The organism is Cohnella hongkongensis (assembly GCF_042654645.1).
In the GTDB taxonomy this organism is placed as follows: Bacteria; Bacillota; Bacilli; order Paenibacillales; family Paenibacillaceae; genus Cohnella; species Cohnella hongkongensis.
On sequence record NZ_JBHSEP010000006.1, the window covers coordinates 38559 to 63564 of the forward strand.

The window sequence follows — 25006 nt, forward strand, 5'->3', positions numbered from 1 at the left end:
TCGATTGGCTTCGTTTGCTCCATCATAGCACCGTCCCCTCCGCGCTGTCGGTATCCCAAGATCGACATTGGGTGGACAAAACCGACTTCTCGCCTGAACGAACCGAGGATACCCGCCGGAGCCCGGTTTCGCTATAATAAGATCACAGCATCTATTCCGGATCGTTCCAAGGGAGTCATGCGATGTGCGATTCCTGAAAACAGAAATTCGCCAGCCGCTGGAGTTCGTTTCCATGGGCCAGTTCCATTCGCTTCGTCCCTGGACGCATACCCGTCGTATGATCGACAGCTACGAGATTATCATCGGCGTCCGGGGGACGCTGTACATCCAACAGGAAAACGACCGCTACGCCGTGGAGCCCGGATGCGCGCTGCTGCTGCTTCCGGGCGAAACGCATGCCGGCTATCGGCCGAGCGAGGAAGAATTGTCCTTCTACTGGGTGCATTTCCTGTGCCCCGAGAACGCCCGGATCGTCGGCGGCGAAGAATGGCTGCACGACAGCAACCGCCGGCACTCCGAGAAGTATCCGGCGGCGAAATCCCATTGCGTCTATTTTCCTCTGTTTTTTCAATGCGGCAACCCCGACAAAATCGATATTCTTTTTCACCAGCTGCAGCATCTGGCCAATTCCAGGCTCGTCTACCCTTCGGCTTTGCACTACCAATTGACTTCTTTGTTTCTCGAGTTGGCCGCCCAAGCGGATTCCGGGCACGTGGCGGAAGTTTCCTTCTCTCCCGATCCGCTGGTCGCGGAAATCGCCGAATGGATTCGCATTCATACGGCAGAGCCGCTCACCGCCTCCGGCATCGCCGACAAATACGGATACAACCGGGACTATCTGTCCCGGTTGTTCAAAAGAAATACGGGCATGAACCTGCACGAGTACATTTTGGCGCAAAAGCTTTTCAAGGCCAAGTCGCTGCTGGCCGGAACGAACCGAACCGTCAAACAGATTGCGCGCGACGTAGGCATTGCGGACGAGAAATATTTCATCCGATTATTCCGCAAATACGAGCACCTGACTCCGACGGGCTACCGCAACGCCTACTACCTCAAGCATATGAACATCGAATAAGCCGCCTCCGCCGTCAGGCAAGTTAGGCTGGATCAGCCGTTGAAAAGTTCGGCGATCTCCGCCGCGCCGAGCGCCCGGTTGTAGATGCGGAAATCGTCCAAGCTGCCGTTCAAGTAGGCGTCGCCGGCGTACTGCGAACGGCCGAGGTAATTCTGGTTTGTGCTGCCGAGACTGGACGGCTTCAGCGTCATGTTCGCATTCGTCGCTACGGATACGCCGTCGACGTAAAGCGTGCCGGTCGTCCCGTTCAACGTCACCGCGACGTGCTTCCATACGCCCGTCGGGAACGCCGCCGTCGTCGATATCCGCTGCTCCGCGCCGCTTCCGCCCGTCGTGATCGCGAAGCGGAGCCCCGCTCCGCCCGGCCTCGGGGTCAGGAACATGTTCGTCGTCGTTCCCGTGCCGAAATCGAAAATACGCGTCCAGTTCGACGTGTCGTTCACCTTGACCCAGGTTGCGATCGTGAAGTCGTTCAGCCCGCTGACGATGCCGCTCGGCAGGCTTCCGTAGCCGTTCGTGCCGTTGAAGGTCACGGCGTTCGCCGCATGGCCCGCAGCCCACGACGCGTCTCCGCTTAGCGTCGCCGTCCGGCCGTTGCCCGAAGCGTCGGCCGCCGCCGTGCCGCCCGTCTCGTCGAACAAGTAATGGGCGACCAGATCGGTCGGCGGCGTCGTGCCGTCCAGACCGATCGTGAACGTCTTCGATACCGGCGCGCTCATCTCGTCGTAATCCCGCAATTGCACCGTGAACGTATAGCTGTTCTGCGGCGCGTTGCTCGGGATCGTGCCGCTGATCGTCCCCGTGAACCGATCCAGCGCCAATCCCGGGGGCAGCGACCCGCTCGTCACGAGCCAATCGTAGAACGGCACGCCGCCGCTTGCCGTCAGCGTCTGCGAATACGGCGCGCCCTTCGCGCCGCCCGGAAGCGCTGTCGTCACGATTGCCGGCGCGAGGAACGGCGTCAGATTCTTGTTCAGCTTCCAGCCCGCGTTCTCCGCGATAAGCAGCGAAAGCTTCGTCAGCATCCATCTTTTCGGATGGAACAGATGGTTGCGCCCGCCGCTTTGGCCGCTGAGCCGATCCCAGTATTGCGGATCGGAATCCGGAATGTGGTAGCTGTTGTCGAGCGGCACCGCGCGGCCCTGATAAGCGATGACCTCGGCATCGTTGGCGCCGCCGCTGTTGACGTAGGCTCTCATTCCGCTCCAGTTGCTGTGATAGGCGACCGCATGCCCGAACTCGTGGGAGATCAGGCCGAGCACGTCCGTCTGGCAGTTCGAGGTGCACGAGGCGCCGGGCATTTGCGTCAAATAATAGTCTTCGTCGTTTAAGGAAGTAAAGGGGGTGAAGCCGGGATAGAAATGAAGAATCGTCGCGAGCGATCGCGGAATCGGTCCCGGTGCCTGGACGCCGTTTCGCTTGTGATAATTGCCGTTGGTCGCGGGGAACCCGGTCGAATAGGGCTCGTTGATTCCGCGCAGAAACACCCACATGCCGTTGTACGCGGCGTTGTTCGTCACCGAGATCGAATTTTGCCAGTTGTCCCCGGGCAGCGATATCCTTTCCGCGCCGACCGGCACCGTATCGTAAGGCGTCTCGTCGAAAAAGTAGAACCAGTCCTTGATTGCCTGCTCCGTCGCGGCTTTCACGCCGGGGTTGCCGAAGATGTCCGTAATCGTATCGAACCGGTAGTCGAATACGAGCGGCATCGACGGCTCGGCGTCGTCGTCCTGGTCGAGCACGCGAATCGGGATCGTCTGCGTGCTCGATGCGTTGTTGCTTTGCACCACCTGCAAAGTCAGCGTATAGTGCTCGATCTCGCCGTTGCCTCCGACCCGGTCGGGATGGATGGCCAGATAGAACTCCTGCGTCGACGAAGCGTTGGCGAACGTCAGCGTCTTCGCCGCGCCGGCCGCCGACATCGTGCTCGGCCTGTTCATCATGAGCCGCGAGGTGCCTTGCGTCGTCAAGTTGATGGTCACGGGGAATGCCGCATTGGTCGGCGGCTTGACCGTCAGCTTGACGAACGGATTGGCGAGGTATCCTTGCCAGTCTACCAGCTCGATGCCGTTGTCGTTCACCGTTCGGCCGAAAATATCGACGACTTCGGCATAGTTCGCCGCCGCATGCGCCGGCTTGGGCGGTCCGGATACGAACATGGCGGCTGCCAGCGCCATGATCAGAATGACGGACACGGCCGATCTGTACGAAATCGCCGACTTGCCGGGAATGCCTTGCGCTGCATGTTGTCTCATTACTTAAGCCTCCTCTTTTTTTGAAAGTTTTGCTCGCTCTCCCGCTGCCCGCTCTCCCTTCGCTACATGGAAACCACCCCCTTCGCAGAATGGCTCGCGTTATTATGCAAGCGCTTCCGGCGGCGGCGAGACGAAACCGCCTCCCCGCATAATCTTTGGCTTGCATGCCTGTCCCTTCCAAATTAACACGCGCCGAAGAACGCTGTCAGTCCGTCAAAACGATACAAATGGTAGATAAAACCGACTATTCTCGCAGATCGTGACGAAGGGTATTTCGTACAACTAATTCAGGTCCGACTCGTCCAATCCGATTCGATATTTGCATAACGGTTACTTCATAACAATTAGCGAAAGGAGTGTGGGGGCGTAGGGTAAGGTACGAAGTTGCGAAGGTACGAGGTTGCGAACGCATGGAGTGCGAGGGTATGAGAATACAAAACAAAAGCATAGAGTGCGAAGGTGCGAGGTTGCGGAAGGCGAGTGCGGAGTTACGGGGTTGCGGAAGCGCCGAGGAACAGCTTACGGGCGAAGGGCAAATTTCTCCGCCTATCGCCCGCCGCCATGCCTTGCACTGCCGCATCGCCTGCTTCAGGCCCGTTGGGCTCGCTTCTCCGTCGAACGTGACGATTACGGTAACAGCAATTCCAACAACGACACCATATGAGACTCGGAACCGGTTGATTGCCCGTTCGCCGTGATCCTGTAGAAGACATCCCCTTGTTCCTTATCGGATTTCCAGATGAGCTCCCGTTTGCCTTCCTTCATCAGAAGAAGGGCCTCCGATTGCCCGACCGGGATGTGACGCGAACCTTCGATCTCGCTCATGTCCGTATACATCGTATGCCACACGCTGCCCTCGTACATCGCAGCCGTATATTCGTTGCCCTCCAGGGCGAACTGTAAAGTGACGCCCTGCACCTGATGCTGATAAACGGGAACCTTTTCCGATACCGCTTCTCCGCCGTTCGCTTCGCTCTGACGGATTAACCGGTCGATATCCGGATGTCCGAGCAGATGATGGACGACTCCGCTCTTGAACAAGACGTTATCCGGAAGATCGCTCGGCAGATGAAAGGAATGCTGCGGAACTCGCCGTTTCAATTCCTCGTACTCGTAAATTTCAATCGGCTTCTCCTGCACCGATACGTGACGATCGGGGTTCCCCGCAGGGGAGTAAATCGCAATCGCTTCGCCCGGCTGTATGGATTGCAGGAAACGTTCGACAATTTCCTCCGGAAGAGAGTAGGCCCGGTTGTTGTCGTCATATCCTTTCAGAGAAAAGATAAGCTGCCCGTTTTGGTTATGCAGACCAATAAATGCGGCCGAAGCAAACCCCGACAAAATCATGATCAGGAGAGCAGCGGCCGTCAGCATCGTCGGTTTGCTCTTCCATGCTCGCGTACGACTTTTGTTGTCCGTCATCAACTGTTTCCTTACCCGCTCGCGAATATCGATTTCGGGAATACGAATGCTTTTGATTTGCCTTTCGAATGGCTCGTTAGTGCTCATAGGTGATCCCCCGTTTCATTTGATTCGGATGTTCGCGTTGCAGCTTCCTGCGCGTCCGCTCAAATTGTTTACGCAAATTAATCGCGGGAACGCCGACGATTTCGCTTATTTCTTCGTAACTCATCTCATGCAGCACTTTCAGGACGATCAATTCGCGTTGTTTCGGTTGCAGCGAGGCAAGCAACGAAAGGCCTTCCTCTTCGGCCGGCTCGACATTGCCGCTCCGCTCCGCCTCTTCATTCGCAGCTTTGGCCAGAAGCATGCGCCATCTGCTCCTTTTCTTAAGCCTGTTCAAGCAGAGGCGATGAGCGATCGTAAACAGCCAACCGGTAAAATTTCTGTTTTCCCTGTACTTGTGCAGATTCGCATAAGCCCGCACGAACACCTCCTGCACGGTATCTTCGGCGTCTTGCCGATTGCCGAGCATGGGAAAACAATAGCGGAACAATGGCTGCTGCATGCGCGCCACGATTTCGGAAAACGCCTCCAGGTCGCCTTTTTGCGCCGCATCCGCGAGTTCATGCAAGCTCTCATCCGTCATGCCTTGCTCCCTCCTTTCATGAAGAATAACAACGGATATCGCTCTCGATGTGACATAAGCATACAACACGATTTAGGGCCAGCGACTAACGCTCCCTTCTTCGCCGTCACCGAAGGAGGCCTTTCTATCGCGCTTAACGCCCTAGCCCATACGGGCAAAAGGATCCGTTATTCGGCTCCGGGTTGGCGGTTGCGGCTCGTCTTCATCGACGGCAAAAACCGGACGAGGAATTCCCCGTCCGGATCTTTACAACCTATCGTCAGCGGATGCGATGATCCTGCCCGCCGTCGGTTTCTCCGACCGCGTCGAACAGCTCCTCGTCCGCCCAGCCGTAGCAATAATAGAGCAAATCGTCGGCCTCGCTCGTTCGCGCCGCCTGAATCGCCAGCTTCAATTCGTCGGAGCTCAGGTTCCACATCTGCACGCCGCTGAAGATCGTGGTGCCGGGCGCGGACAGCTTCCGCGCCTTGTCGTTCTCGTTGCGGACGAATTCGATCGGGTAACCCTTCTGCCGAAACTCCGAATAGGACAACTCGTAATCCAGAGCAAAAAATTTCAGGAACGCCCGGAACGCCTCCTCCTGCTTCTCGGGCTTCCGCGCGAAGTAGTCGATAAAGCCCTGCACGTCCGCCCCGCCCCCCAGCTTATGGTACGGGAAGTGCTTCAGGGCGTCCGAAGACCGGGTAAGCCTCGCGTAATCCTGGCCCAGCAGCCAGGAATACGAAGGCGGCCACAGATCGAGCCAGAGACGAATCGACGGATCCAGAGCGGCGGTGGACGCGGCCAGCCTTTCCACGAAGCCCGATACGCTGTCTTGCCGGAACCGCACCCATTGGCGAATCCGTTCCGACTGCTCCATCAGATCGACCGCACTCATGAAGCTTTCCTCGCGAAGCAGCGCCGCGACCTGCTGCATCTCTTCGAGCAGCCGGATCGTCGCAATGCCTTCGGCTGCCATTTTGTCCACGCAGTTCGGACAGAAGCAGCTGAACAGGCCGGACGGCCTCACTTCCAGCCCCGCCCAGTCGGGATAGCGAATGCGGTCGATCAGATACGTCTTGTAGCCGTAACGCTTGGCGATCTCCGCCAGCATGGCCGACCACATCGGCACGACGTCGGGCCCGTTAGGGCACAGCCAGTGCTCGACTGGCCGTCCCCGGAAATCGACGACCCCGTTGTCGGCGATGTTGCCCTCGAAATGCCCGTTCAGCAGATTGACCCACGGAATCGTCCGGTAGTCCGTTCCTTCCACCGCTTCCTTCAGCTGGGCCAAAGGATCGGCGTCCCCCGACAGCATCGTCTCGTCCACGCGCTGGCGCAAGGCGGGGTACACCGATTCCGGGTTCGCCCGGACGTGGAGCGTTCCGTATCCTTGGACGAACTCCCGCACCGGATTGTGAGGAAGCCGGCCGCTCGGGTACGGGTTGCGTTCGAAAATGGTGTTCACCTCGGGGAACAGATAATCCACTTTCCCCATCCGGCCGATCCGCTGCAGAATGCGGCCGGGACCTTCGTCGGTAATGTCGTGCGGATGCAGATGAATGCCGGCCACGACTACGCCCCTCCCTACTTCTTGAATTGCTCGAACACGGATTCGGCCATGATCAGCTCGTCCAGCTTGACGGAATCCTTTTTGATCTCGCCCGACTCCTCATGATACTTCACCAAGTATTCGTAGCGCTTCTCCCAATTGGTCGAAGAGCCTTCATCGTAGAACAGGCTTTGGGCCTCTTCCGGAGACTTGGCGAAGATGACGTAGGACTCGATGAACGTCTTGACGTCCTCTCCCGTGCTCGTGCCGCCGTTCTGCAGATTCGACCATTCGGCCAAGTACGCGTAAGCGTCGTCCGGGTTGGACTTCATGTAATCCATCGTCTTGAACCATACCTTCTGCATGCTCTTGATCGTGTCCGGATTGGCGTCGGCGTATTTCTTCGTTGTCGCAAGCCCTGCGAGCATGACCGCTCCGGGTCCGATTTCCTCCCCGCTGATCAAAGCCGAATAGCCCTCGCTCTGCAGCTTCTCGCGCTGCGGCAGACCGCCCAGGTAGAAGTCCCCGGTGCCCGAGATGAACGCCGATACGCCGACGTCCGGCTCCATATCGATGAGCTTGACGTCCTTCATCGTCAATCCGGCGTTCAGCAGCGCCTGCTCCAGCACCATATAGAAAGCCGCGCCGGAGGTCGTTACGATGGACTTGCCTTCAAGCTGCTTGCCGGCTTCGATCGCCGCCTGCTTCGGATCGTTGGTCTCCTGCAGCAGCTCCTCGTACGTTTTGAAGCCGCCGTCTTTGTTCGCCATGATAGCGAAGCCTTTGAAAATGTTCAGGAAGCTGATCATGCGGAGGTTGCCGAACTGCGAAGCCAGCGTGATGGAGGGCGTGTCCGAAAAGCCGCCCATGTCGATCGAGCCGTTGACGAGCGCGGGAGCGACGTTGCCCTCTACCGGGAACATTCTGGAGATCAGCTTGATCCCTTCCTCCTCGAAGAAGCCCATCTTCTCGGCCAACGCCCAAGGCGCGTAGTCGTAATACGGCATCAGACCGAGCCGGACCTCCTTCAACTGCTTGTTGCCGCCGCCGTTGCCGGAGCATGCGGTCAATCCAAGAGCCATTACGACAAATGCCAGCAGCAAAACTCTACTTTTTTTCATTGCGACACTCTCCCCTTGTCAGTTGATATTGCTGTATTAGGAACTGCCGGCTGGCAGCAGGGCCAAGCCGAACGGCAGATATCCTTTCCTTTGCGCTCATTGATGCCTTTCGGTCCAGCGGGTCATGCGTCTCTCGACCTTGCGAACCGCTTGATCGACCAGCCAGGCCACGGCGCTGATCAGCACGATGCTGACGAGAATCATGTCGGTGCGCAAGTAGCGCTGGGCGATGATCATGTAGTAGCCGATGCCCTCCTGAGCGCCCATGAACTCCGCGGCGACGACGAGGCCGAACGAAGCGGCCGCGGCCACGCGGATCGAACCGACCAGCGACGGCACGATCGCCGGCAAAATCACGGTTCGGTAAATATAGAACCAGGAGGCTCCCAGCGTCCTCGCCGCGTTCGTGTAGATCTTCGGAACGTTCTTGACCGCTTCGACCGTATTGACGACGAGAATGACGAAGCAGCCGAAAATGACCAGCAAAATTTGCGGAACGGGACCGATGCCAAGCCATAAAATCAGCATCGGAATGACCGCCAGCGGGGGCACCGGACGCAAAATTTCGATAATCGGGTCCATCAGCGCCTGCACGTATTTGCTGGAAGCGATCAGCAGACCGACGACGATTCCGAGCGCCGAGCCGATGAAGAAGCCGGCGAATTGCCGCATTAACGTATAGCCCATATGCTTGGCCAAATCCTCGTAGGAGGTGGACAGCACCTCGTAAAGCTGCGCCGGTCCCGGGAGGAACAGCGGCTCCACGAACCCGCCGAGCGTCAGCAGCAGCCATAGGCCCAGAAGGAGCAAGATTGAGACGTAACCCAGCAGTTTAACCTTCATATCCCGCACCCCCTATCCCATAATTTTCCTAAGCTGATTGCGAATTTCATAGAACAGCTTCGACTCCCGCAGCTCCTGGGTTCTCGGCCTTTCGAACGGAAGCTCGATAATCTGCTTGATGCGTCCCGGACGGGGACTGAGCAGAACGATCCGGTCGGACAGAAACATCGCTTCCTCCAGATCATGAGTGACGAACACGACCGTTTTCTTTTTCTCCGACCAGATTCGCAGCAGCTCCGATTGCATCGCTTCTCTTGTCACGACGTCCAGTGCGCCGAACGGCTCGTCCATCAGCAGAATTTGCGGTTCTACCGCATAGGCGCGGCCGATGTCGATTCTTTTGCGCATGCCCCCGGACAATTCCCGGGGATAGGCGTCGCGAAACTTCTCCAGCTCGAGCAGCTTCAGCAGCTCGTCCGTCTTGTCCCGTCTCGTCTGCGCGTCGACTTTTTTGACCTTTAAGCCGTATTCGATATTTTCCCGTACCGTCAGCCAAGGGAAGGTCGCGTCCGACTGAAAGACGACCGCCCTGTCCGGGCCGGGCCCGGAAACCGGCCTTCCGTCGACGAGTATATCCCCCGAAGTATGCTGTCCAAGTCCCGCGATCATGCTCAGCAGCGTCGACTTCCCGCAGCCGGAAGTGCCGACGATGGAGACGAATTCCCCTTGCTTGACGGCAAAATCGATGTTCTGAAGCGCCACGACCTCGCCGGATATGCCGGAAAACACCTTGCTGAGCTGCTTGATTTCCAACGCCTGCACGGCGACTCCCCCTTTAGCCTTTCTAGACTAGCTTGATATCCTTCAAAAACCGGACGGTCGGCTGAACTTCCCCGAGAGCTAAAATCGCGATGCCGTACAGCGGGGCAAGCTCCTTCATCTCGGAAACGGTTACCCGGACTTGCGTTCTGGAGAAGGTGTGCTTGTTGATTTTCTCGTTCAGCAGCTCCAGATAATCGTCCGAGGAGTTCGAAAGCCCTCCCATGAGCAGCACCTTCTCCGGATTCACGACCGCGATCATATTCAAGATGGCGATAGCCAAATAATCGATATATTCCTCGACCAGGCGCCGGCTCTCCGGATCCCCCTCCCGGGCCGTGCGGAAAATTTCCTCGGCCGTAAGCGGCAGTCCGCCCTCGCGATCGACCGGCAGCTCCGCTCTCCGGCTCGCGAGGCCGGAGCCGGAGGCGAGAGATTCGAAGCACCCCTTGTTGCGCCACTCCCGGTACAGATGATCCTTCTCGAACATCATGTAGCCGATTTCACCCGCCGCGTTGCCGAAGCCGCGAATAATGTTGCCGTCCATCAGCAGGGCGGAACCGATTCCCGTACCCACCGCGACCAGAATCGCGCTTTGCACGTCCTGAAGCTGTCCTTTCCATACTTCTCCGATCAGCGCTGCCCGAACGTCGTTCTCCAGAACGGCCGGCACGCCCATCCGCTCCGATATTTGGGCGCTCAGCTCCAGGTTCTCCCATCCGGGCAAGTTCGGCGATCCCTCGACCACGATGCCCTTCTTGTAATCGACGATGCCCGGCGTCGAGATTCCGACGACCTGCAGCGCGGAAAGCTCTCTCCCGTGCTCGGCGATAAACCGCTTGATCGACGCGACGAGCAGCTCGATAAACTCCTCGTTGCTGTCCACCTGGTAGGTTGCGATTCTCTTCCGGGCCAGCAGCTCCGCATTGACGTCGAAGAGCGCAAGCCCGATTTTCGTGCCGCCGATGTCGACCCCTACCCCGAACCCGAGAGCGGCGTTGTACTTCAGCAATATCCCTTTGCGGCCTACGGAGGAGTTGTCCTCCCCTTCCTCGAAGATCGCCCCCTCCTGAATCAGGTCGTTCACAATATCGGATACGGTCGCCCTCGTAATATTCGTTCTTTTGGCGATTTGCGCGCGGGAAATCGGTCCTTCCTGCCGTACCACGTTCAGCACCAGCGACTTGTTCATCGCCCGAATCGTACTGGGCAAGCTTGATTTCATTAGTAACCTCTCCTTACGGGCAGTTCGAATTCTACTGCGACTCGAATGGATGACGCTTTCAAATCTATTTGTTTGTATTCTATACAAACAAATGAAATCTGTCAATTGTCGAACCTTCACGAAAATCGAAGCATGTTACAATCCCATGACGGGAGCAACTTTACAGCTTGTCATGCGTCCATTATTCGACAGGATCTTCGGATGTCCTGTCCTATCGACCGACAACAAGAGAGGTGCAGGAAAAAGAGAGATGAGAGAAACTGGAGCAGAGGCAAACCCAACCGTACCCCCCGACATTTACCCGGAGAGACCGCCCAGACGCAAACGCAGGGGCGCCGCCCTCTTCTTCGTCATATTGTGGCTCGCCCTGATCGCCGGGGGCGTCTACGGAACGAAATGGTATTCCGACCGCATCCAAAGGCAGGTCAGCATCGATCTGGAACGCCAGACGGCCGGGCAGATTGCGGCGATGCAGCAAGATTACGAAACCCGAATCGCCAAGCTGGAAACCGACTTTCAGGAGCAGATGACTCAGTTGGAGAGCAAGGTCGACACGCTGAACGAGCTGCTCACCTTTGCCAAGGACAACGCCGATACGAAAACCGACAACAGCAACAAGCTGTATACGCAGCTGGCGGAAGTGAAAAAGCAGCTTAACGAGCTGAAAAAGAGTCTGGATGTGCTGAAATGAACACCGCATCCATTCGCTCGATGAACCGGACGCTGCTCCTGGCGACCGCTCCTTTTCTCGGCCTGCTGGCTTGGCTGCTCGCCTCGAACGTCGAGCTTACGCTCTCCGAAGCGGCGTACCCGCCGCACTCCGCGCCATCGCCCGACCTGAGCGCCGGCTCCGTCCAGGTTCTGGACGGCCTGAACCAGGCGGAGGCTCTCGCGCAAGGAACGGGACAATCGATCCGCAAGCAGGTGGAGCTCTACAATAAGACGAACGCCAATATGAACGAGATTGCCGCCATCGCCTCGAAGCAGGCGGCCCGGCCTTATCAAATCTACGACAAGCGCATTACAAGCAAGCTGGGAAAGCCTTCAGCTACGATGAATTCGGACAAGCTGACAGCGCAGCTGTTCTACTTGAACACGCAAAATTTTCGCGCCTACGCTCTGAAAGTCAAGCTGAAGAAGGACGACGCCATGAAGCTCGTACTGGGCAAGGACGTGGAGGGCGGCTCGGAGACGACGCTGGAGGCGGTCAAGCGGTACAACGCCGCCATCGGGGTCAACGGCGGCGGCTTCGCGGACGGCGGCGGCAAGCGCTACCCGCTCAGCACGACGATCGTCGACGGCGAGTACGTGGGCGGATTCCAGCCGACTTACAAAGATCTGTTCTTCGTCGGCATAAGCGAAAGCAACAAGCTGATCGGAGGCAAATTTACGACGAAGTCGCAGCTCGACGCGAAAAACCCGAAATTCGGCGCCTCCTTCGTGCCGATTCTGCTGCAGAACGGACGAGCTGCGGAAATTCCGGCCAAGTGGCAGACAAGCCCCAAGCGGGCGCCCCGAACCGTCATCGCCAACTACAAGGACGACCAGCTGCTGTTCCTCGTCGTCGACGGCTATAACGAAAAAGGCAGCTCCGGCGCGACGCTGGCCGAGCTCCAGATTTTGCTGAAGCGCTTCGGCGCGATTAACGGCTACAACCTGGACGGCGGCGGCTCGAGCTCCCTCGTCTGGAACGGCCGCGTCATCAACAACCCGTCCGACGGGAAGCTTCGCAAGCTGCCGACGAACTTTTTGTTTTTTACCTGAGCGGCGGCAACGCCTTCGAATCCCCGGTACCAAGCATAAACGGTTTACGCCGTCCTTGGGATCGGCGGGATAACGTCTATGTCGGAGAGGTGATTCAGGCCGGACGGAACGATGCCGCCTTCCCCGCTAGCCGTCCTCTCCCGACCGGTACAGCAGCGCCGCGCCGATCGCGCCCGCTTCCTTGCCCAGAGTCGGGCCGACGAACCGTACGCCGGACGTCATCGAAGAGAGGCCGCGGTCGGCAATCGCTTCCTTCATCGGTTCCAGCAGCGGGGCGCCGATGCCCGCCGCGCCACCGCCAATGACGATGACCTCGGGGTTCATGACGTGGATGATGCTGACCATCCCGTTGCCGAGGGCAAATCCGGCTTCGCGCAGCACTCGCACGGCCAGCTCATCCCCTTCGGCGGCCGCCTGCGCCACATGGCGCGAGGTCAGCGCTTCTCCCCCGGCCTTGCCGAGCAGCGAAGCGGCCTTGTCCGGGAATTCCGCCGCCAGCTCGCCGGCTCTACGGGCGATCGCCGTTCCGGAAGCGTACAGCTCCAGGCAGCCGACGTTGCCGCATGCGCAGCGCGGGCCGTTCATGTCGACGGTGATATGGCCCAGCTCGCCGGCGCTGGAGTCGCGACCGCGAATCAGCCGCCCTCCGCTGACGATGCCGGCTCCGATGCCGGTCGAGACGGTCACGTAGACGCAGTTTTTCGTGCCTTTCCCCGCGCCGGCCGCCCATTCCCCGTACGCGGCCGCATTGGCGTCGTTCTCCAGATTAACGGGCACTCCGAACTCTCGCTCCAAACGCCGGCCGAGAGGGACGTCGTTCCAACCCAGATTCGCGGCGTATGCGACGACGCCCTCCCGGGCATTTAACGTGCCGGCCGTGGCGACCCCGATGCTGGCCAGCTTCCGGGAGGAAGACAGGCCGTCCCGAATCAGGCCGATCATTCGTCCGATAACGGCATCGGCGCCTTCCTGAGCCAAAGTAGCGGTCTCCGAGCGATAGAGGACGTCTCCCTGCTCGTTCAGCAGAACCGACAGAATTTTCGTGCCGCCCAGATCGATGCCGGCATAGACGTTGTCGTTCATAATCGATGACCTCCCGAATGATTCCATAGAGTTGAATGAAACATTTGCTCCAGCATTAACGTCGCCGAGCCGTACAAAGCTCCCTTTTCTCCGAAGGAGGAGGCGAGCAGCCGGTCCGGCGTAAAAGGGAGCGGCAGGGCCGTACGCATCAGCTCCGCGCGCAGCTTCGACGACACCTTCGGCGAACGGTTCGTCCAGCCTTCGATGACGACGACTTCCGGACTGATCAGCTGCACGACGCCCGCAATCGTCAGCCTCGCCGCTTCGACGGCCTGGTCGAAGATCGGGTCCAGCCACGCCTCTCCGGATTCGTACCTGGCCAACGCCTCGTCGAACGTGTCGGGCGGCGCCAGCCCTCGCTCCAAAGCGGCGGTTCGGCACTGGCTCAGCACGAAGGGACTGGCCAGGAGCGTCTCCACGCAGCCGCGCTGTCCGCAGTTGCACACCTGGCCATCCCGGCGGACGGAGAGGTGCCCGATCTCCCCGGCTCCGCCTCCGAAGCCGGCATGAATACGGGAATCGAGAACGATGCCGGCTCCAATCGCTTCGTTAATCGTCACATAGACGAGGCTGCCCCTCCCCTTGCCGGCTCCGGAATAATGCTCCGCGAACGCCGCCGCGTTGCAGTCGTTGACGATTCGGATCGGAACGTCTGGGAAAAAGGCCGAAACTTGCTTTCTTAGATTAAAATCGTTCAGCTTGAGCAGACTGGAATAAAGGACGCTCTCCGTCCTCTCGTCGATGATGCCCGGCGCGGCGATCCCGACGCCCATGACCGAGCCGGCGTTCAATTCTTGGACCTGGTTCGCGCAGTCGGCTAGAGCCTGATGGATCTGCTCGGCCATGGAATCGTTGCCGACGGCGATCCGCGATTCGAATTCCGCGACGCACTGTCCGTGCAAATTCAGCACCGCGCAGATCAACTGGCTGTTGCCGATCGAGATGCCGATCACGTACCCGCCGTCCTTGTTGATCTGCAGGGAGATCGCCTTGCGTCCCGCTCCGGCGGACGGCTTCGCGCCGATCTCCTCGACCAGGTCTTGCCCGATCAGCTCCTCGATCAGTGCGGATACGGTGGCCGAGCTCAGCTTCGTCGCTCTCGCCAGCTCGGCGCGGGTCAATCTGCCTTCGCGATGCAGCCAATTCAGAATCGAAGCCGTATTGATTTCCTTCATCAGCTTGAGATTGGCTTTCACGTGCACGCCGGAACTGCCTCCTCTCCGTCTTCGTTAACGAACTTCATCCGTCGACTTGGGATTCTAATCTCCAGTTTAGCATACTCCCCCAATTAATTCATTCACTAAACGAATAAATCGATTTTTGAATTTGCGGCCGATTTGACGTATACTCAAAATAGTAGATATTCCCATACGAATTGGAGGAGTTTATTCATGAGCCATACGACCGCCAAACATCTGCAGGACACGGTCACGCTGAACAACGGCGTCCGTATGCCGTGGTTCGGCCTGGGCGTTTTCAAGGTAAAGGAAGGCAGCGAGGTAATCGACTCCGTCAAAACCGCCATTCGGAGCGGTTACCGGAGCATCGATACGGCAGCGGTCTACAAGAACGAAGAGGGGGTCGGACAAGCCATTGCCGAAGCGATGCGCGAAAACTCGGTTCCGCGCGAGGAGTTGTTCGTCACCTCCAAAGTATGGAACTCCGATCAAGGTTATTCGTCGACGCTGGACGCTTTCGAGGTCAGCCTGAAGAAGCTGGGACTGGATTACTTGGACCTCTACCTCGTTCACTGGCCGGTTAAGGGAAAATACAAGGAAACGTGGAAGGCGCTCGAGCACCTCTACCAGTCGGGCAAGGTCCGCGCCATCGGGGTGAGCAACTTCCATATTCATCATCTGGAGGATGTGCTGGCCGAAGCGAAAGTCGTCCCGGCCGTCAATCAGGTGGAGCTTCATCCGTATTTGACTCAAGTCGAGCTTCGCGAATATAACCGTTCCAAGGGCATCCAGATCGAAGCGTGGTCTCCGCTGGCCCAAGGTCTGGTGCTGAAGGACCCGGTTATCGAGGCGCTCGCCGCCAAATACGGCAAGTCCGCCGCGCAGATCGTGCTGCGGTGGAATCTGCAGAGCGGCATCGTCACCATCCCCAAGTCGATTCAGCCGGAGCGGATTGCCGCCAATGCCGACGTGTTCGATTTCGAGCTGAGCGCCGAAGACGTCGCGTCGATCGACGCGCTGAACCGGAACCAGAGAGTCGGTTCGGATCCGGACAACTTTAGCTTCTAGGCTATGACGAAGGCTTTGCCCTCTTGCGTTCTTGCGTCGCGGGGGGCAAAGCCTTCTTTGGGGGGTCAAGCTCTATTTTTCCCGTAAAAAATATCGTCCATCTCCGCCTTTAGCTGCCTCGTAATCGCCTCTTGCTCTTCCGGACTCAGCTGCTCTTTGCCGTAACCGAACAAATAGTTGTTCAGATCGAACTCGCGCAGCCTGCACTTCGTATGAAAGATGTGTTCCTGGTAGACGTTCACGTCGATCATGTCGTACTGCCGCACAATTTCTTCGGGAATGTAGTTTTGGATCGAGTTAATGTCGTGGTCGATGAACAGCTTCTCCCCGTTAATGTCTCTGGTAAAGCCCCTGACGCGGTAATCGATCGTCATAATATCGGTATCGAACGAGCGAATGAGATAATTCAGCGCCTTGAGCGGGGAGATTTCGCCGCAAGTGGATACGTCGATATCGGCCCGGAACGTGCTAATTCCTTCGCTCGGATGGTATTCGGGATAAGTGTGAACCGTGACATGGCTTTTGTCCAACTGCATGACGACGTTGCCCGGCAGCGGCCCCGGCGACTCCTCGTAGGACGCTTCCGGCACTTCCACGACCGGCCCTTCCGATACGAGAAGCGTGACGCTGGCCCCCTGCGGCACGTAGTCCTGCTTCGCCGTATTCAGAACGTGCGCCCCGATCAAGCCGGAGACGGCGCTCAGAATGCTCGTCAGCCGATCCGAGTTGTACTGCTCGTCGATATAGGCAATGTACGCTTCCCGTTCTTCCTTCGTCTTCGTATAGCAAATGTCGTACATATTGAAGCTGAGCGTTTTCGTCAAATTGTTAAAACCGTGCAGCGTAATCCTGTTGTCCTCGGCTGTCGGCACAAGCATCCCCCCGTTCCTTTACAGGTTGCCCTTGATCCGTTACTCCGATTCGCTTTGAACCGACGGGGGTTGTTGTTGGGAAGCTCTTTTCTTGGCGATTCTCTTCTTGATCAGGAGAAAAATGACGATAAGCGGAATGGCAATCGCGGCGATATAGAGGGAAATATCCTTCACCATGCCTTCGGCAGCCCGGCCGTAGCTGTAGAATAACAAGCCAACGGCGTAGAACTTGACGGCGCGTCCTAACGCGGCGTAAAGAATCAGCCGCCACAGAGGGTAATTCAGGCACCCGGACAAGATCGTGAACACCTTGAACGGGATCGGGGTGAACGAGCCGATCATAATCGCGGCTTCTCCGTTCTTCTGAAACATCCGAGTCGCTCCGTCGACCCAAGATTTCTTCATAAGTTTATTCAGGACGGAATGGCCCAGCAGCTTCCCGATCATATAGCCTAACGGGGTTCCGAGCATACAGGCCGCATAGCCGGCCGTTGCCAGCCACAGCGCATTGGAAGGCTGCATCAAGCTCAGAGGCACTTGCAGAAAAAAGGCGGGAATCGGGAAAAAGATCGCGTCGGCGAAAGAGTGTATAAATAATCCCCAGATGCCAAACTGCATAAGTGTGTCAATCAAATTTTGAAACATAGCCGGCTCCTATCCGAACGATCTCTGGTTATTGGTCGATGCCCTGTCGATCCTCCTCATTAATACTATACCTATACTATTATATACTCAATTTGTTAAGGTCGAGTTTCAAATCCGACTATAGACTAGTTTTTTTTTCGTAAATAAGGTTTCCAGCCGGAATAGCCCTTTCTCGTCGATCGGAGCCGTGTTATCGTACTCGAGCAGGCTGCCTCCGGGAAGACGCCAGCTTGGCGTTCTCTTCGTCAGAGACCGGCTGAATTCAGTCCAGTTCTCCAGCTTCCAACGGTCCAGTTCCGTCGCCCGGGCTTCGATCCGCCGTCGGTAAACGGCCAAATCCGCCAAATAAACGACGACGACCTTCACTTCGACCTTCTCCGCGGCATCTCCGATTCTCGCCAGCTGCCCGCGAACCCAGTCCGGATCCTCCGCCTCTCGCGTGAACGGACCGACCACGTAGGCGTCATTGCCCAGCCCGACGTTCTCCAGCGCGGCGTCCATCGTGATCTGGTAGCCCAGATCCCGGCACAGCCGCTTGTACTCGGCGGAATCCCGGTCGTTCGGGTCGAGCCCCGCCAGCGTCATTATCGCCTCCGCCGCCGGACGAAGAAGGGTGTCCATGTCCAGCAGGACCGCTCGTCTTCTGGCTGCGAGCTTCTTCGCCAGCGTCGTCTTCCCCGATCCCGCCCCGCCGATAAAAAACACGAGTTTGGCCAATCTATTCGCTCCTCTCGCCGTATCTTGCTATGCGCGCCGTCACAACGAAGCCGGCGTCAGGAATCCCTGCGCCGTCTTCCTCCGTTTCGTCCGGCCTGGACTGCGCTCGCGTCTGCGCTACTGCCTGGCCGACCATTTGCGTCTCGCCCACTGAACGAGCAGTGTCAGCGCCATCAGAACCACGCCGAGCTCGATCGCATGATCCGCGACGTTCAAGATACCGCCGCCCGAGCGCACGATAAAGTCCGTCACCTGGCCGAACAGCAGACGATCGATGCCGTTGCCGACGGCGCCTCCGACAAGAAATCCGAGCGCGCAATCGACCGGAAGCCCTCTCGGCTCCTTTTTTCGATAAAGCAGCACGCCTGCCACGAACAGAACGGCGAGCGCTCCGAACAGTCTCCCGTAGCCCTGCAGCAGGCCTCCCGCCATTCCGCTATTTTCGTATCGGGTCCATTCTCTGCCCCACAGAATCAGCGTTTCGCCGACTTCCAGATGCATTCGAACCCAGACCTTGGTCAGTTGATCGGCGGCAGCGACGACAATGGCGATGAGGTAAAACGACATACTCCGACTTCTCCCCGCTCCCGGTTCGTCCGGTTTTCTCCATTATAGCCGATCTCCGTCGCGTCCGCGTCCCTTAGTCGTAATCGCCGTACGCCTGCTCGTTGGCCAAGCTTTGGATTTCCTCGGCGCCGATCGAGAGGTAGCGGTAGCCCTCCTCCGCATTTTTGCGCAGCGCCTTCGCCTTCATGAACTTCGGACTCCCTTCTCCCGCCTCGTCGTCGTAGACGAGCAGGATGCCGTCGGTCTTGCGAAGCAGCAGGTCGTCGCGCGCCTGGAACTGCCACGGTCCGCTATAGGGCTGCTTGCTGACGGAGCCGACATAATCCATCCGGCGGAGAATACCGCGATAATACTCCTGCTTGTCCTCTTTCCATTTCTCCTCTTGTCCGTCAAAGGCGGTCAGAATCGATATTTTCAACTGAGGATACCGCTCCCTCAGCTCGATGGCCGTCTCGCAAGCCCACAGATCGACGCCGTATTGACCGGGGGTCACGATCCATTCCAGCCCTTCCTCGATCAGAGGGATCAGCCTCGTCTCGATCGCCCGGCGGATATACGGAATTCCTTTGTGCTTCTGGTCGAAGATGCCCAGCTCGTGCGCCCGATACCCGGTAATTAGCAAGTTTTTCATCCGTTCTCCTTCGTCTATCGCTTCGTTGCCAACAGTGTACCAGAAATCTCTCCAGGGATCATCGAAAAAAAGATCGGATTCGTCCGGTTCGCGCCTGCTTGATCTATTGAGAGTTGACGCGCTCTGCGCAATAATGGGAGCAAGTCATGCTGACGGTAAAGGAGGATTCTCTTGCGCAAAGCCGTCGCAGGACGGAACTGATCAGGGGCATCTATCTGAATTTCGGAGCATTCTAACCAGAAGGAGCGTGCAACCGATGTTTCCATTTCGAGCGGCGCTTAACGCGTCCACCTTGTTCCCGTACGAGCTTGGCATCCGGGAGCAAATCCGAGTCGCGGCCGAGGCCGGCTACGACGGAATCGAAATCTGGGTCAAAGATCTGCAGCAGTACGTCGCGGACGGAGGCACCGCGGCCGAGCTGCGCGAGGAAGCCGCCGCCGAAGGCATCGAGATCGCGAATGCGATCTCGTTCATTCCCTGGGCCGACGAAGACGAGGACGTCCGTCTCCGCGCTGCGGCGCAGACCGACCAGGAGCTGGCGCTGCTGGCCGAGCTGGGCTGCCCTTCGTTCGCCGCGCCGCCGTTCGGCAACGTCGCCGCCGCCACCCTGGACCGCATCGCGGTCCGCTTCGGAGAGCTGGCCAAGCAGGCGAGCGGTTACGGCGTCACGCCGATCGCCGAGTTCTGGGGCAGGTCCCCCAAGCTGTCCCGCCTGAGCGAAGCGGTCTACGTTGCGATGCAAAGCCGCGTACCGGGCGCCGCGATTTTGCTCGATCCGTTCCATATGTATACGGGCGGCAGCGATCTCGCCGATCTTGACTTCCTCTCCGGATCGCGCATCGGCATCGTGCATGCCAACGATTATCCCGAGCTTCCTCCGCGGGAGACGATCGGAGACGAGCACCGTCTATTTCCCGGGGACGGAATCGCCCCCTCCGGCGAATTCGCGCGGCGTCTGCACCGGCTCGGCTACCAAGGCTTCCTGTCGCTGGAGCTGTTCCTGCCGGACGTCGGGGGCTCGTCCCCACTGGAGCTGGCCAGACACGGCCTGGACAAAATGAAGCGGGCCTACTCCATCTAGAAGCTCCCGCGCAGAGAGGCAGGGAAGAGCGGCTTGCCGGCCCGGCTTCGGACCTTTAAGCCGCTCCGCGCCGACGCTCGCGGCAACCCCTCGCCTCTCTTCGTTGCGCCGGACCCTCCCGATGAGAGTCGGGGCTCGCCGCCTGTTCGACTTAGTACAGATCGAACATATTGATCTCGTACCCCAGAGTCTTCATGTAATTGAACAGCTGCCCGCGATGATGCTGGGCGTGCGTGACGATCTCGATCAGCCATTTGGCCTGCGTCACGCCGTGATCCAGGTAGAACGGCTTCGTTTTTTTGCGCAGAAAATCCTCGTTCGACAAGCTCTCCATATACCGCTTCAAATCCGCCTGACCCGACGCCATCCATGCCGCAAGCTTGTCCGCATCGCCGCCGTCGGCCTCGATGCGGGCTTCGAGCTCCCGGACTTCCTCCTGGATCTTTTCCTGCAAAATCAGCAAATCCACGGCAGGCACTCCCGCCAGATGCTGTGCAAGCTCCAGCAAGCTTCTCATATTGGCCGCCGGTCTGTACGCCCAATGCTCGGCCTTGATTTTGCCGAACAGATTGGAGGAAGTTCTGACGATCAGTTCCAGCTCCTCGAACAGCAATTGCTTCATTTCTTTCAGTTCGCTCACGATCATCTCTCCTTTATTCTGTGGACAACGTCTGCTGCGTTGGTCCTGCTCCCTACTATAGCTTATAATAGTGACAGCCTCTGTCATCATCCTAGCCGGAAAAACAGGAGAATAACCGATGCCGAAATCGAAGCGTTTGATGGAACTCATGATGACCGTGAACCGAATGCGCAAATTTACGGTAAAAGAACTGGCCGCCGAGTTCGGCGTCTCTCCCAGAACGATTCTGAGAGATTTGCAGGAGCTTGGCGAGCTCGGCGTCCCCCTCTATTCCGAAGTCGGACCGCATGGCGGATACCAGGTGCTGAAGGAGAGAATCCTCCCGCCGATCGCTTTCAGCGAGGACGAGGCGGTCGCCATGTTTTTCGCCAGTCATGCGCTGCGCCACTATCTGTCGCTTCCATTCGAGGCCGAAGCTTCCTCGGCGCTTCAGAAATTTTACTTCTACATGCCGGGAGACGTCAGAGACCGCATCGACGAGATAAAAAACCGGGTCGACTTCCACGCCCACGACCGGCACCAGAAGATCGAAGGACTCAGCCTTCTGCTTGAGGCGTCCGTCCGGCAGCGGGTCGTGACGATTCGCTACGAGAGCGTGCGCGATGACTCGGAGCGAAGCATCCAGCCCGTCGGCATCTATGCGAGCAACGGCTTCTGGTACTGCGTCGCCTACTGCTTCCTGCGCAAGGGCTTCCGCCTGTTCCGCTGCGACCGGATGCTCTCGGTCGCCTTCGACGAGACCGGCATCGAGCCGCTCGACCACCGTCATATTCATCTGGGCAACTGGGAGAAGCTCTGCGGCGAAAAGCGGGGCGAGGTCCGGATGATCGCCGAGCTGAGCCGGGAAGGCGTATCGAGATGTCAGGGAGAACTGTGGCCGGTTCCGCACATCGAGGTGCGCAGCGACGGAAGCGGGCGTCTCGATCAGCGTGTCCCGGAAAGCGAGCTTTCGTACTTCGCCAAATTTTTTCTCGGCTTGGGCAGCGAAGCGACCGTGGAGCAGCCTCCCGAGCTTGTCGCGGGCATCCGCCGGCTGCTGGCCGAACTGACGGCCAAGTATGGCGCCATGTGACAGAGTCGGATAGCCGAGGTACAATGAAAGGGCAAGCTCATGATCCGCATACGGAGGGGACCGCCATGAAATTTATCAGCAATGAGAACATCACCGATCCGACGCTGAACTTGGCGCTGGAAGAATATATTTTGCGCTCGCTTCCCGATACGGACGACTATCTGCTGTTCTATATTAACGAGCCGTCGATCATCATCGGCAAAAACCAAAACACCGTGGAGGAAATCAACGCGGAATACGTGGAGCAAAACGGCATTCACGTCGTGCGTAGGCTTTCCGGCGGGGGAGCGGTCTATCACGATCTGGGCAATTTGAACTTCAGCTTTATTCGGAAGGACGACGGACAGTCGTTCCATAACTTCAGGAAGTTTACCGAGCCGGTCATTCGCGCTTTGCGCCGGATGGGCGTGGAGGCCGAGCTGACCGGGCGCAACGATCTGCAGGTCGGAGAACGTAAAATATCCGGCAACGCGCAGTTCTCGACGAAGGGAAAAATGTTCAGCCACGGCACGCTGCTGTTCGATTCGGAGATCGAGAACGTCGTGTCGGCGCTGAAGGCGAACGCCGAGAAGTACGTCTCCAAAGCGACCAAGTCGATCCGCAGCAGAGTCGCGAACATCTCCGAATTTCTTCGGGAGCCGATGACGATCGTGCAGTTCCGGGAGAGGCTGCTCGTCTCCCTGTTCGAGGGGGAGCGCGAAATTCCGCGCTACGAGCTGACCGAGCAGGATTGGGACAACGTGCGCAGGCTGGCGGAAGAGCGCTACCGCAGCTGGGAGTGGAATTACGGCCGCTCTCCGGCGTTTAACGTGCGCCAGACGAAACGGATCGAGGGAGCCGGCACATTCGACGTGCGGCTGCAGGTCGAGGACGGCGTCATCGCCGGCGCCGCGATCTACGGCGACTTCTTCGGCCGCGGCGACATCGCCGAGCTGGCCGCCAAGTTCGCCGGCACTCGCTACGAGGCGGCGGCCCTCGGCGCTCTGCTGGACGGCATCGACCTCCCCTTCTACCTGGGCCCCGTCACGAAGGAGCAATGGCTGGAGCTGATGCTGTAGACAGATGCCGGAGGGGGGAACTTCTCGCGAGCTGCCGGCCGGCGAGAAGCCCCCTTCTTTTTCGCCCTTTTTCGGCATTTCCCGGGAAATTTCGCTGTCAGAGAGGATTTCGAACCCGGACGTGGAATTATGCAATGATTCCACCGCCGCATCCGCATATCATCCTAGTCCGTTCAGGAGAGATCAGCCTTGTCTACCGTTAAATCTCGCTTTCAGCTGAAACTGACCCTCGCCCTTATCCTTTTTGCCATGCTGGTGTCGATCTTGCTGGCCACTTCGGATCATCTGCGCATGCGAGAGCAAGCGATCTCCGGCACCGAGAGACAAATCGAGCTTTACGAAACTTCGGCCCGGCTTGCACTGGATGCGGTCGACAAAGCTTATTATCTCTTCGGAGAAAACATCGCGGCAGGCATGCGGAAGGCTTCCGCCGATCTGATCAGCCTGTACGAGGCGAATCCGAATCTGGACGAATGGGACTTGGAGAGCTTGAAGCAGACGTACCGGCTCGACATTTATTGGATTGACGAAACGAACACGATCACGCACAGCAGCTATGCCCCCGATATCGGCCTGGACTTCGACGAATGCTGCGGCAAACTGGCCCGAATTCTCGACGAGAGACGGTCGGACGGAGGTTTTTTTCACGACGGCATCGATCTGGAGCAGAATTCCGGTCAGCTGAAAAAATACAGCTATCAAGCGACGAAAGACAAAAAGCACATGATCCAGCTCGGCTATTCCCTCGAAGATAACGAGATCCTTCGCGAATTCGACTTTTTCAAAACGATCGATCTTCTGATTGATTTAAACCCGTCGATCAACGATATCCAGGTGCTGAACATCGGCGGTCTTCCCCTCGGAGCCACCGCCACCGCCAGCGCCGAAACGCTCAGCGGGGAGCGAAGAGCGGCCTTCGATGCCGCCTTCTCCTCCGGACTGACGGCCGAATACCGGGGAAGCTGGAAGGGCGAATCTGCCGTATACCGGTATGTGCGGTACGAATCCCGGTACGACGAGGGCTCCACACGCATCAAGATGCTCGAAATCGTCTACAACGAGAAGGAGCTGGAACGCGTTCTCGGCGTGAACACAAGGGCGTTCCTCGTGCAATTGGCCATCATCCTCGTCGTGGCGGCCGGCTTGTCGTCGCTCATCGCCAGATGGGTCGCGCGGCCCATGTATCTCGCTTTCCACGACAGTCTGACCGACTTGAAGAACAGAGCCTCCTTCGAGGAAGATATTCGAAAGAGCCTGGACAACAACAACAACAACGGCACGGTAGGCTTGCTCATGATCGATCTGGACAACTTTAAGCTCGTGAACGACCGGCTCGGCCATGAAGCCGGAGACCGGCTGCTGCGCGGCGTCGCCGGCGAAATGCGCGGCGCTTGCGGCCCGGGCTCATCCGTGTACAGACTCGGAGGCGACGAATTCGTGATGCTCCTGCCTTCCACGACCCGGGACGAGGCCGAGCAGGCGGCAGAGCGCGTGCTGCGCTCGGTGCGCGTGGCCATCTCCTCCGAGGCGGACACCTATCGCAGCGAAATTACGGTGAGCATCGGCATCGCCTTCGCTCCGGAGCACGGAAGCGACCCTTACGAGCTGTGCAGGCATGCGGACGCCGCCCTGTACCAGTCGAAGGAAGTCGGCAAAAATACGTACCGCGTCTACCGGCCCGCCGCCGCTCCTCCGGACGCCGGATAAGCGCAGCCGCCCGGGTGCGGCGCATTTTATCCTTTATGAATCACCGAACAATAGGCCGTCCGCC

General features: G+C 58.3%; 24 protein-coding genes. 8 read left to right on the top strand and 16 right to left on the bottom strand.

The window, feature by feature from the left end; genetic code table 11:
• Positions 1-184: 184 nt before the first annotated feature.
• On the top strand, positions 185-1075 hold the full coding sequence (locus ACFO3S_RS10370; RefSeq protein ID WP_378095103.1) for an AraC family transcriptional regulator: 891 nt from the start codon (positions 185-187) through the stop codon (positions 1073-1075).
• A gap of 32 nt (positions 1076-1107) precedes the next feature.
• Here the strand turns inward: ACFO3S_RS10370 and ACFO3S_RS10375 are convergent, their stop codons facing one another.
• The 8 genes from ACFO3S_RS10375 to ACFO3S_RS10410 form a co-directional block, all read right to left on the bottom strand.
• Complete coding sequence (locus ACFO3S_RS10375; protein ID WP_465251402.1) at positions 1108-3252, bottom strand: LamG-like jellyroll fold domain-containing protein; 2145 nt, start codon at positions 3250-3252, stop codon at positions 1108-1110.
• A 705-nt stretch (positions 3253-3957) separates the two neighbouring features.
• Complete coding sequence (locus tag ACFO3S_RS10380; RefSeq protein WP_378095107.1) at positions 3958-4839, bottom strand: hypothetical protein; 882 nt, start codon at positions 4837-4839, stop codon at positions 3958-3960.
• Positions 4829-5380: an RNA polymerase sigma factor gene (locus tag ACFO3S_RS10385; RefSeq protein ID WP_378095109.1), complete on the bottom strand. Its 552-nt coding sequence runs from the start codon at positions 5378-5380 to the stop codon at positions 4829-4831. The genes ACFO3S_RS10380 and ACFO3S_RS10385 overlap by 11 nt, the downstream gene beginning before the upstream one ends.
• A gap of 259 nt (positions 5381-5639) precedes the next feature.
• A complete protein-coding gene (locus tag ACFO3S_RS10390) occupies positions 5640-6932 on the bottom strand; it encodes a hypothetical protein (protein ID WP_378095111.1) in 1293 nt (430 codons plus the stop codon).
• Between the two features lie 14 nt (positions 6933-6946).
• On the bottom strand, positions 6947-8032 hold the full coding sequence (locus tag ACFO3S_RS10395; protein WP_378095113.1) for an ABC transporter substrate-binding protein: 1086 nt from the start codon (positions 8030-8032) through the stop codon (positions 6947-6949).
• 96 nt (positions 8033-8128) lie between these two features.
• On the bottom strand, positions 8129-8875 hold the full coding sequence (locus ACFO3S_RS10400; RefSeq protein WP_378095115.1) for an ABC transporter permease: 747 nt from the start codon (positions 8873-8875) through the stop codon (positions 8129-8131).
• A gap of 12 nt (positions 8876-8887) precedes the next feature.
• Entirely contained in the window at positions 8888-9637 is a 750-nt protein-coding gene (locus ACFO3S_RS10405) for an ABC transporter ATP-binding protein (RefSeq protein ID WP_378095117.1), read from the bottom strand.
• Positions 9638-9659: 22 nt separating this feature from the next.
• A complete protein-coding gene (locus ACFO3S_RS10410; protein WP_378095119.1) occupies positions 9660-10859 on the bottom strand; it encodes an ROK family transcriptional regulator in 1200 nt (399 codons plus the stop codon).
• A gap of 250 nt (positions 10860-11109) precedes the next feature.
• Here ACFO3S_RS10410 and ACFO3S_RS10415 point away from each other — a divergent pair, with 250 nt between their 5' ends.
• Positions 11110-11550, top strand: coding sequence for a hypothetical protein (locus ACFO3S_RS10415; RefSeq protein ID WP_378095121.1), 441 nt, complete (start codon positions 11110-11112; stop codon positions 11548-11550).
• Positions 11547-12623: a phosphodiester glycosidase family protein gene (locus tag ACFO3S_RS10420; protein ID WP_378095123.1), complete on the top strand. Its 1077-nt coding sequence runs from the start codon at positions 11547-11549 to the stop codon at positions 12621-12623. The genes ACFO3S_RS10415 and ACFO3S_RS10420 overlap by 4 nt, the downstream gene beginning before the upstream one ends.
• Positions 12624-12749: 126 nt before the next feature.
• Here the strand turns inward: ACFO3S_RS10420 and ACFO3S_RS10425 are convergent, their stop codons facing one another.
• Both ACFO3S_RS10425 and ACFO3S_RS10430 read right to left on the bottom strand, forming a co-directional pair.
• A complete protein-coding gene (locus ACFO3S_RS10425; protein ID WP_378095125.1) occupies positions 12750-13706 on the bottom strand; it encodes an ROK family protein in 957 nt (318 codons plus the stop codon).
• Positions 13703-14908, bottom strand: a complete 1206-nt coding sequence (locus ACFO3S_RS10430; protein ID WP_378095127.1) for an ROK family transcriptional regulator — start codon at positions 14906-14908, stop codon at positions 13703-13705. Before ACFO3S_RS10430 ends, ACFO3S_RS10425 begins: the two co-directional genes overlap by 4 nt.
• 189 nt (positions 14909-15097) lie before the next feature.
• Here ACFO3S_RS10430 and ACFO3S_RS10435 point away from each other — a divergent pair, with 189 nt between their 5' ends.
• Positions 15098-15952 (top strand): aldo/keto reductase, encoded by an 855-nt coding sequence (locus tag ACFO3S_RS10435; protein WP_378095129.1) that lies wholly within the window; start codon positions 15098-15100, stop codon positions 15950-15952.
• Between the two features lie 65 nt (positions 15953-16017).
• Here the strand turns inward: ACFO3S_RS10435 and speD are convergent, their stop codons facing one another.
• The 5 genes from speD to ACFO3S_RS10460 form a co-directional block, all read right to left on the bottom strand.
• The gene (gene speD, locus ACFO3S_RS10440) at positions 16018-16824 is read right to left on the bottom strand and encodes an adenosylmethionine decarboxylase (RefSeq protein WP_378095131.1); all 807 of its coding nucleotides are present in this window, start codon (positions 16822-16824) and stop codon (positions 16018-16020) included.
• 39 nt (positions 16825-16863) lie between these two features.
• Positions 16864-17469, bottom strand: coding sequence for a YqaA family protein (locus tag ACFO3S_RS10445; protein WP_378095133.1), 606 nt, complete (start codon positions 17467-17469; stop codon positions 16864-16866).
• 108 nt (positions 17470-17577) lie between these two features.
• Positions 17578-18186: a P-loop nucleotide/nucleoside kinase family protein gene (locus ACFO3S_RS10450; protein WP_378095135.1), complete on the bottom strand. Its 609-nt coding sequence runs from the start codon at positions 18184-18186 to the stop codon at positions 17578-17580.
• 117 nt (positions 18187-18303) lie between these two features.
• Positions 18304-18753, bottom strand: coding sequence for a signal peptidase II (locus ACFO3S_RS10455; RefSeq protein WP_378095137.1), 450 nt, complete (start codon positions 18751-18753; stop codon positions 18304-18306).
• Positions 18754-18826: 73 nt separating this feature from the next.
• A complete protein-coding gene (locus tag ACFO3S_RS10460; RefSeq protein ID WP_378095139.1) occupies positions 18827-19384 on the bottom strand; it encodes an SLOG family protein in 558 nt (185 codons plus the stop codon).
• A gap of 256 nt (positions 19385-19640) precedes the next feature.
• Between ACFO3S_RS10460 and ACFO3S_RS10465 the strand changes: the two genes are divergently transcribed.
• Complete coding sequence (locus ACFO3S_RS10465) at positions 19641-20465, top strand: sugar phosphate isomerase/epimerase family protein (RefSeq protein WP_378095141.1); 825 nt, start codon at positions 19641-19643, stop codon at positions 20463-20465.
• Between the two features lie 151 nt (positions 20466-20616).
• Here ACFO3S_RS10465 and ACFO3S_RS10470 read toward each other — a convergent pair whose 3' ends face one another.
• Positions 20617-21105: a DinB family protein gene (locus ACFO3S_RS10470; protein ID WP_378095143.1), complete on the bottom strand. Its 489-nt coding sequence runs from the start codon at positions 21103-21105 to the stop codon at positions 20617-20619.
• 118 nt (positions 21106-21223) lie between these two features.
• Here ACFO3S_RS10470 and ACFO3S_RS10475 point away from each other — a divergent pair, with 118 nt between their 5' ends.
• The 3 genes from ACFO3S_RS10475 (at position 21224) to ACFO3S_RS10485 (ending at position 24942) form a co-directional block, all read left to right on the top strand.
• Complete coding sequence (locus ACFO3S_RS10475; protein ID WP_378095145.1) at positions 21224-22177, top strand: helix-turn-helix transcriptional regulator; 954 nt, start codon at positions 21224-21226, stop codon at positions 22175-22177.
• Between the two features lie 65 nt (positions 22178-22242).
• Complete coding sequence (locus ACFO3S_RS10480) at positions 22243-23235, top strand: lipoate--protein ligase (protein WP_378095147.1); 993 nt, start codon at positions 22243-22245, stop codon at positions 23233-23235.
• Between the two features lie 189 nt (positions 23236-23424).
• A complete protein-coding gene (locus ACFO3S_RS10485; RefSeq protein WP_378095149.1) occupies positions 23425-24942 on the top strand; it encodes a diguanylate cyclase domain-containing protein in 1518 nt (505 codons plus the stop codon).
• The last annotated feature ends 64 nt before the right edge of the window (positions 24943-25006 follow it).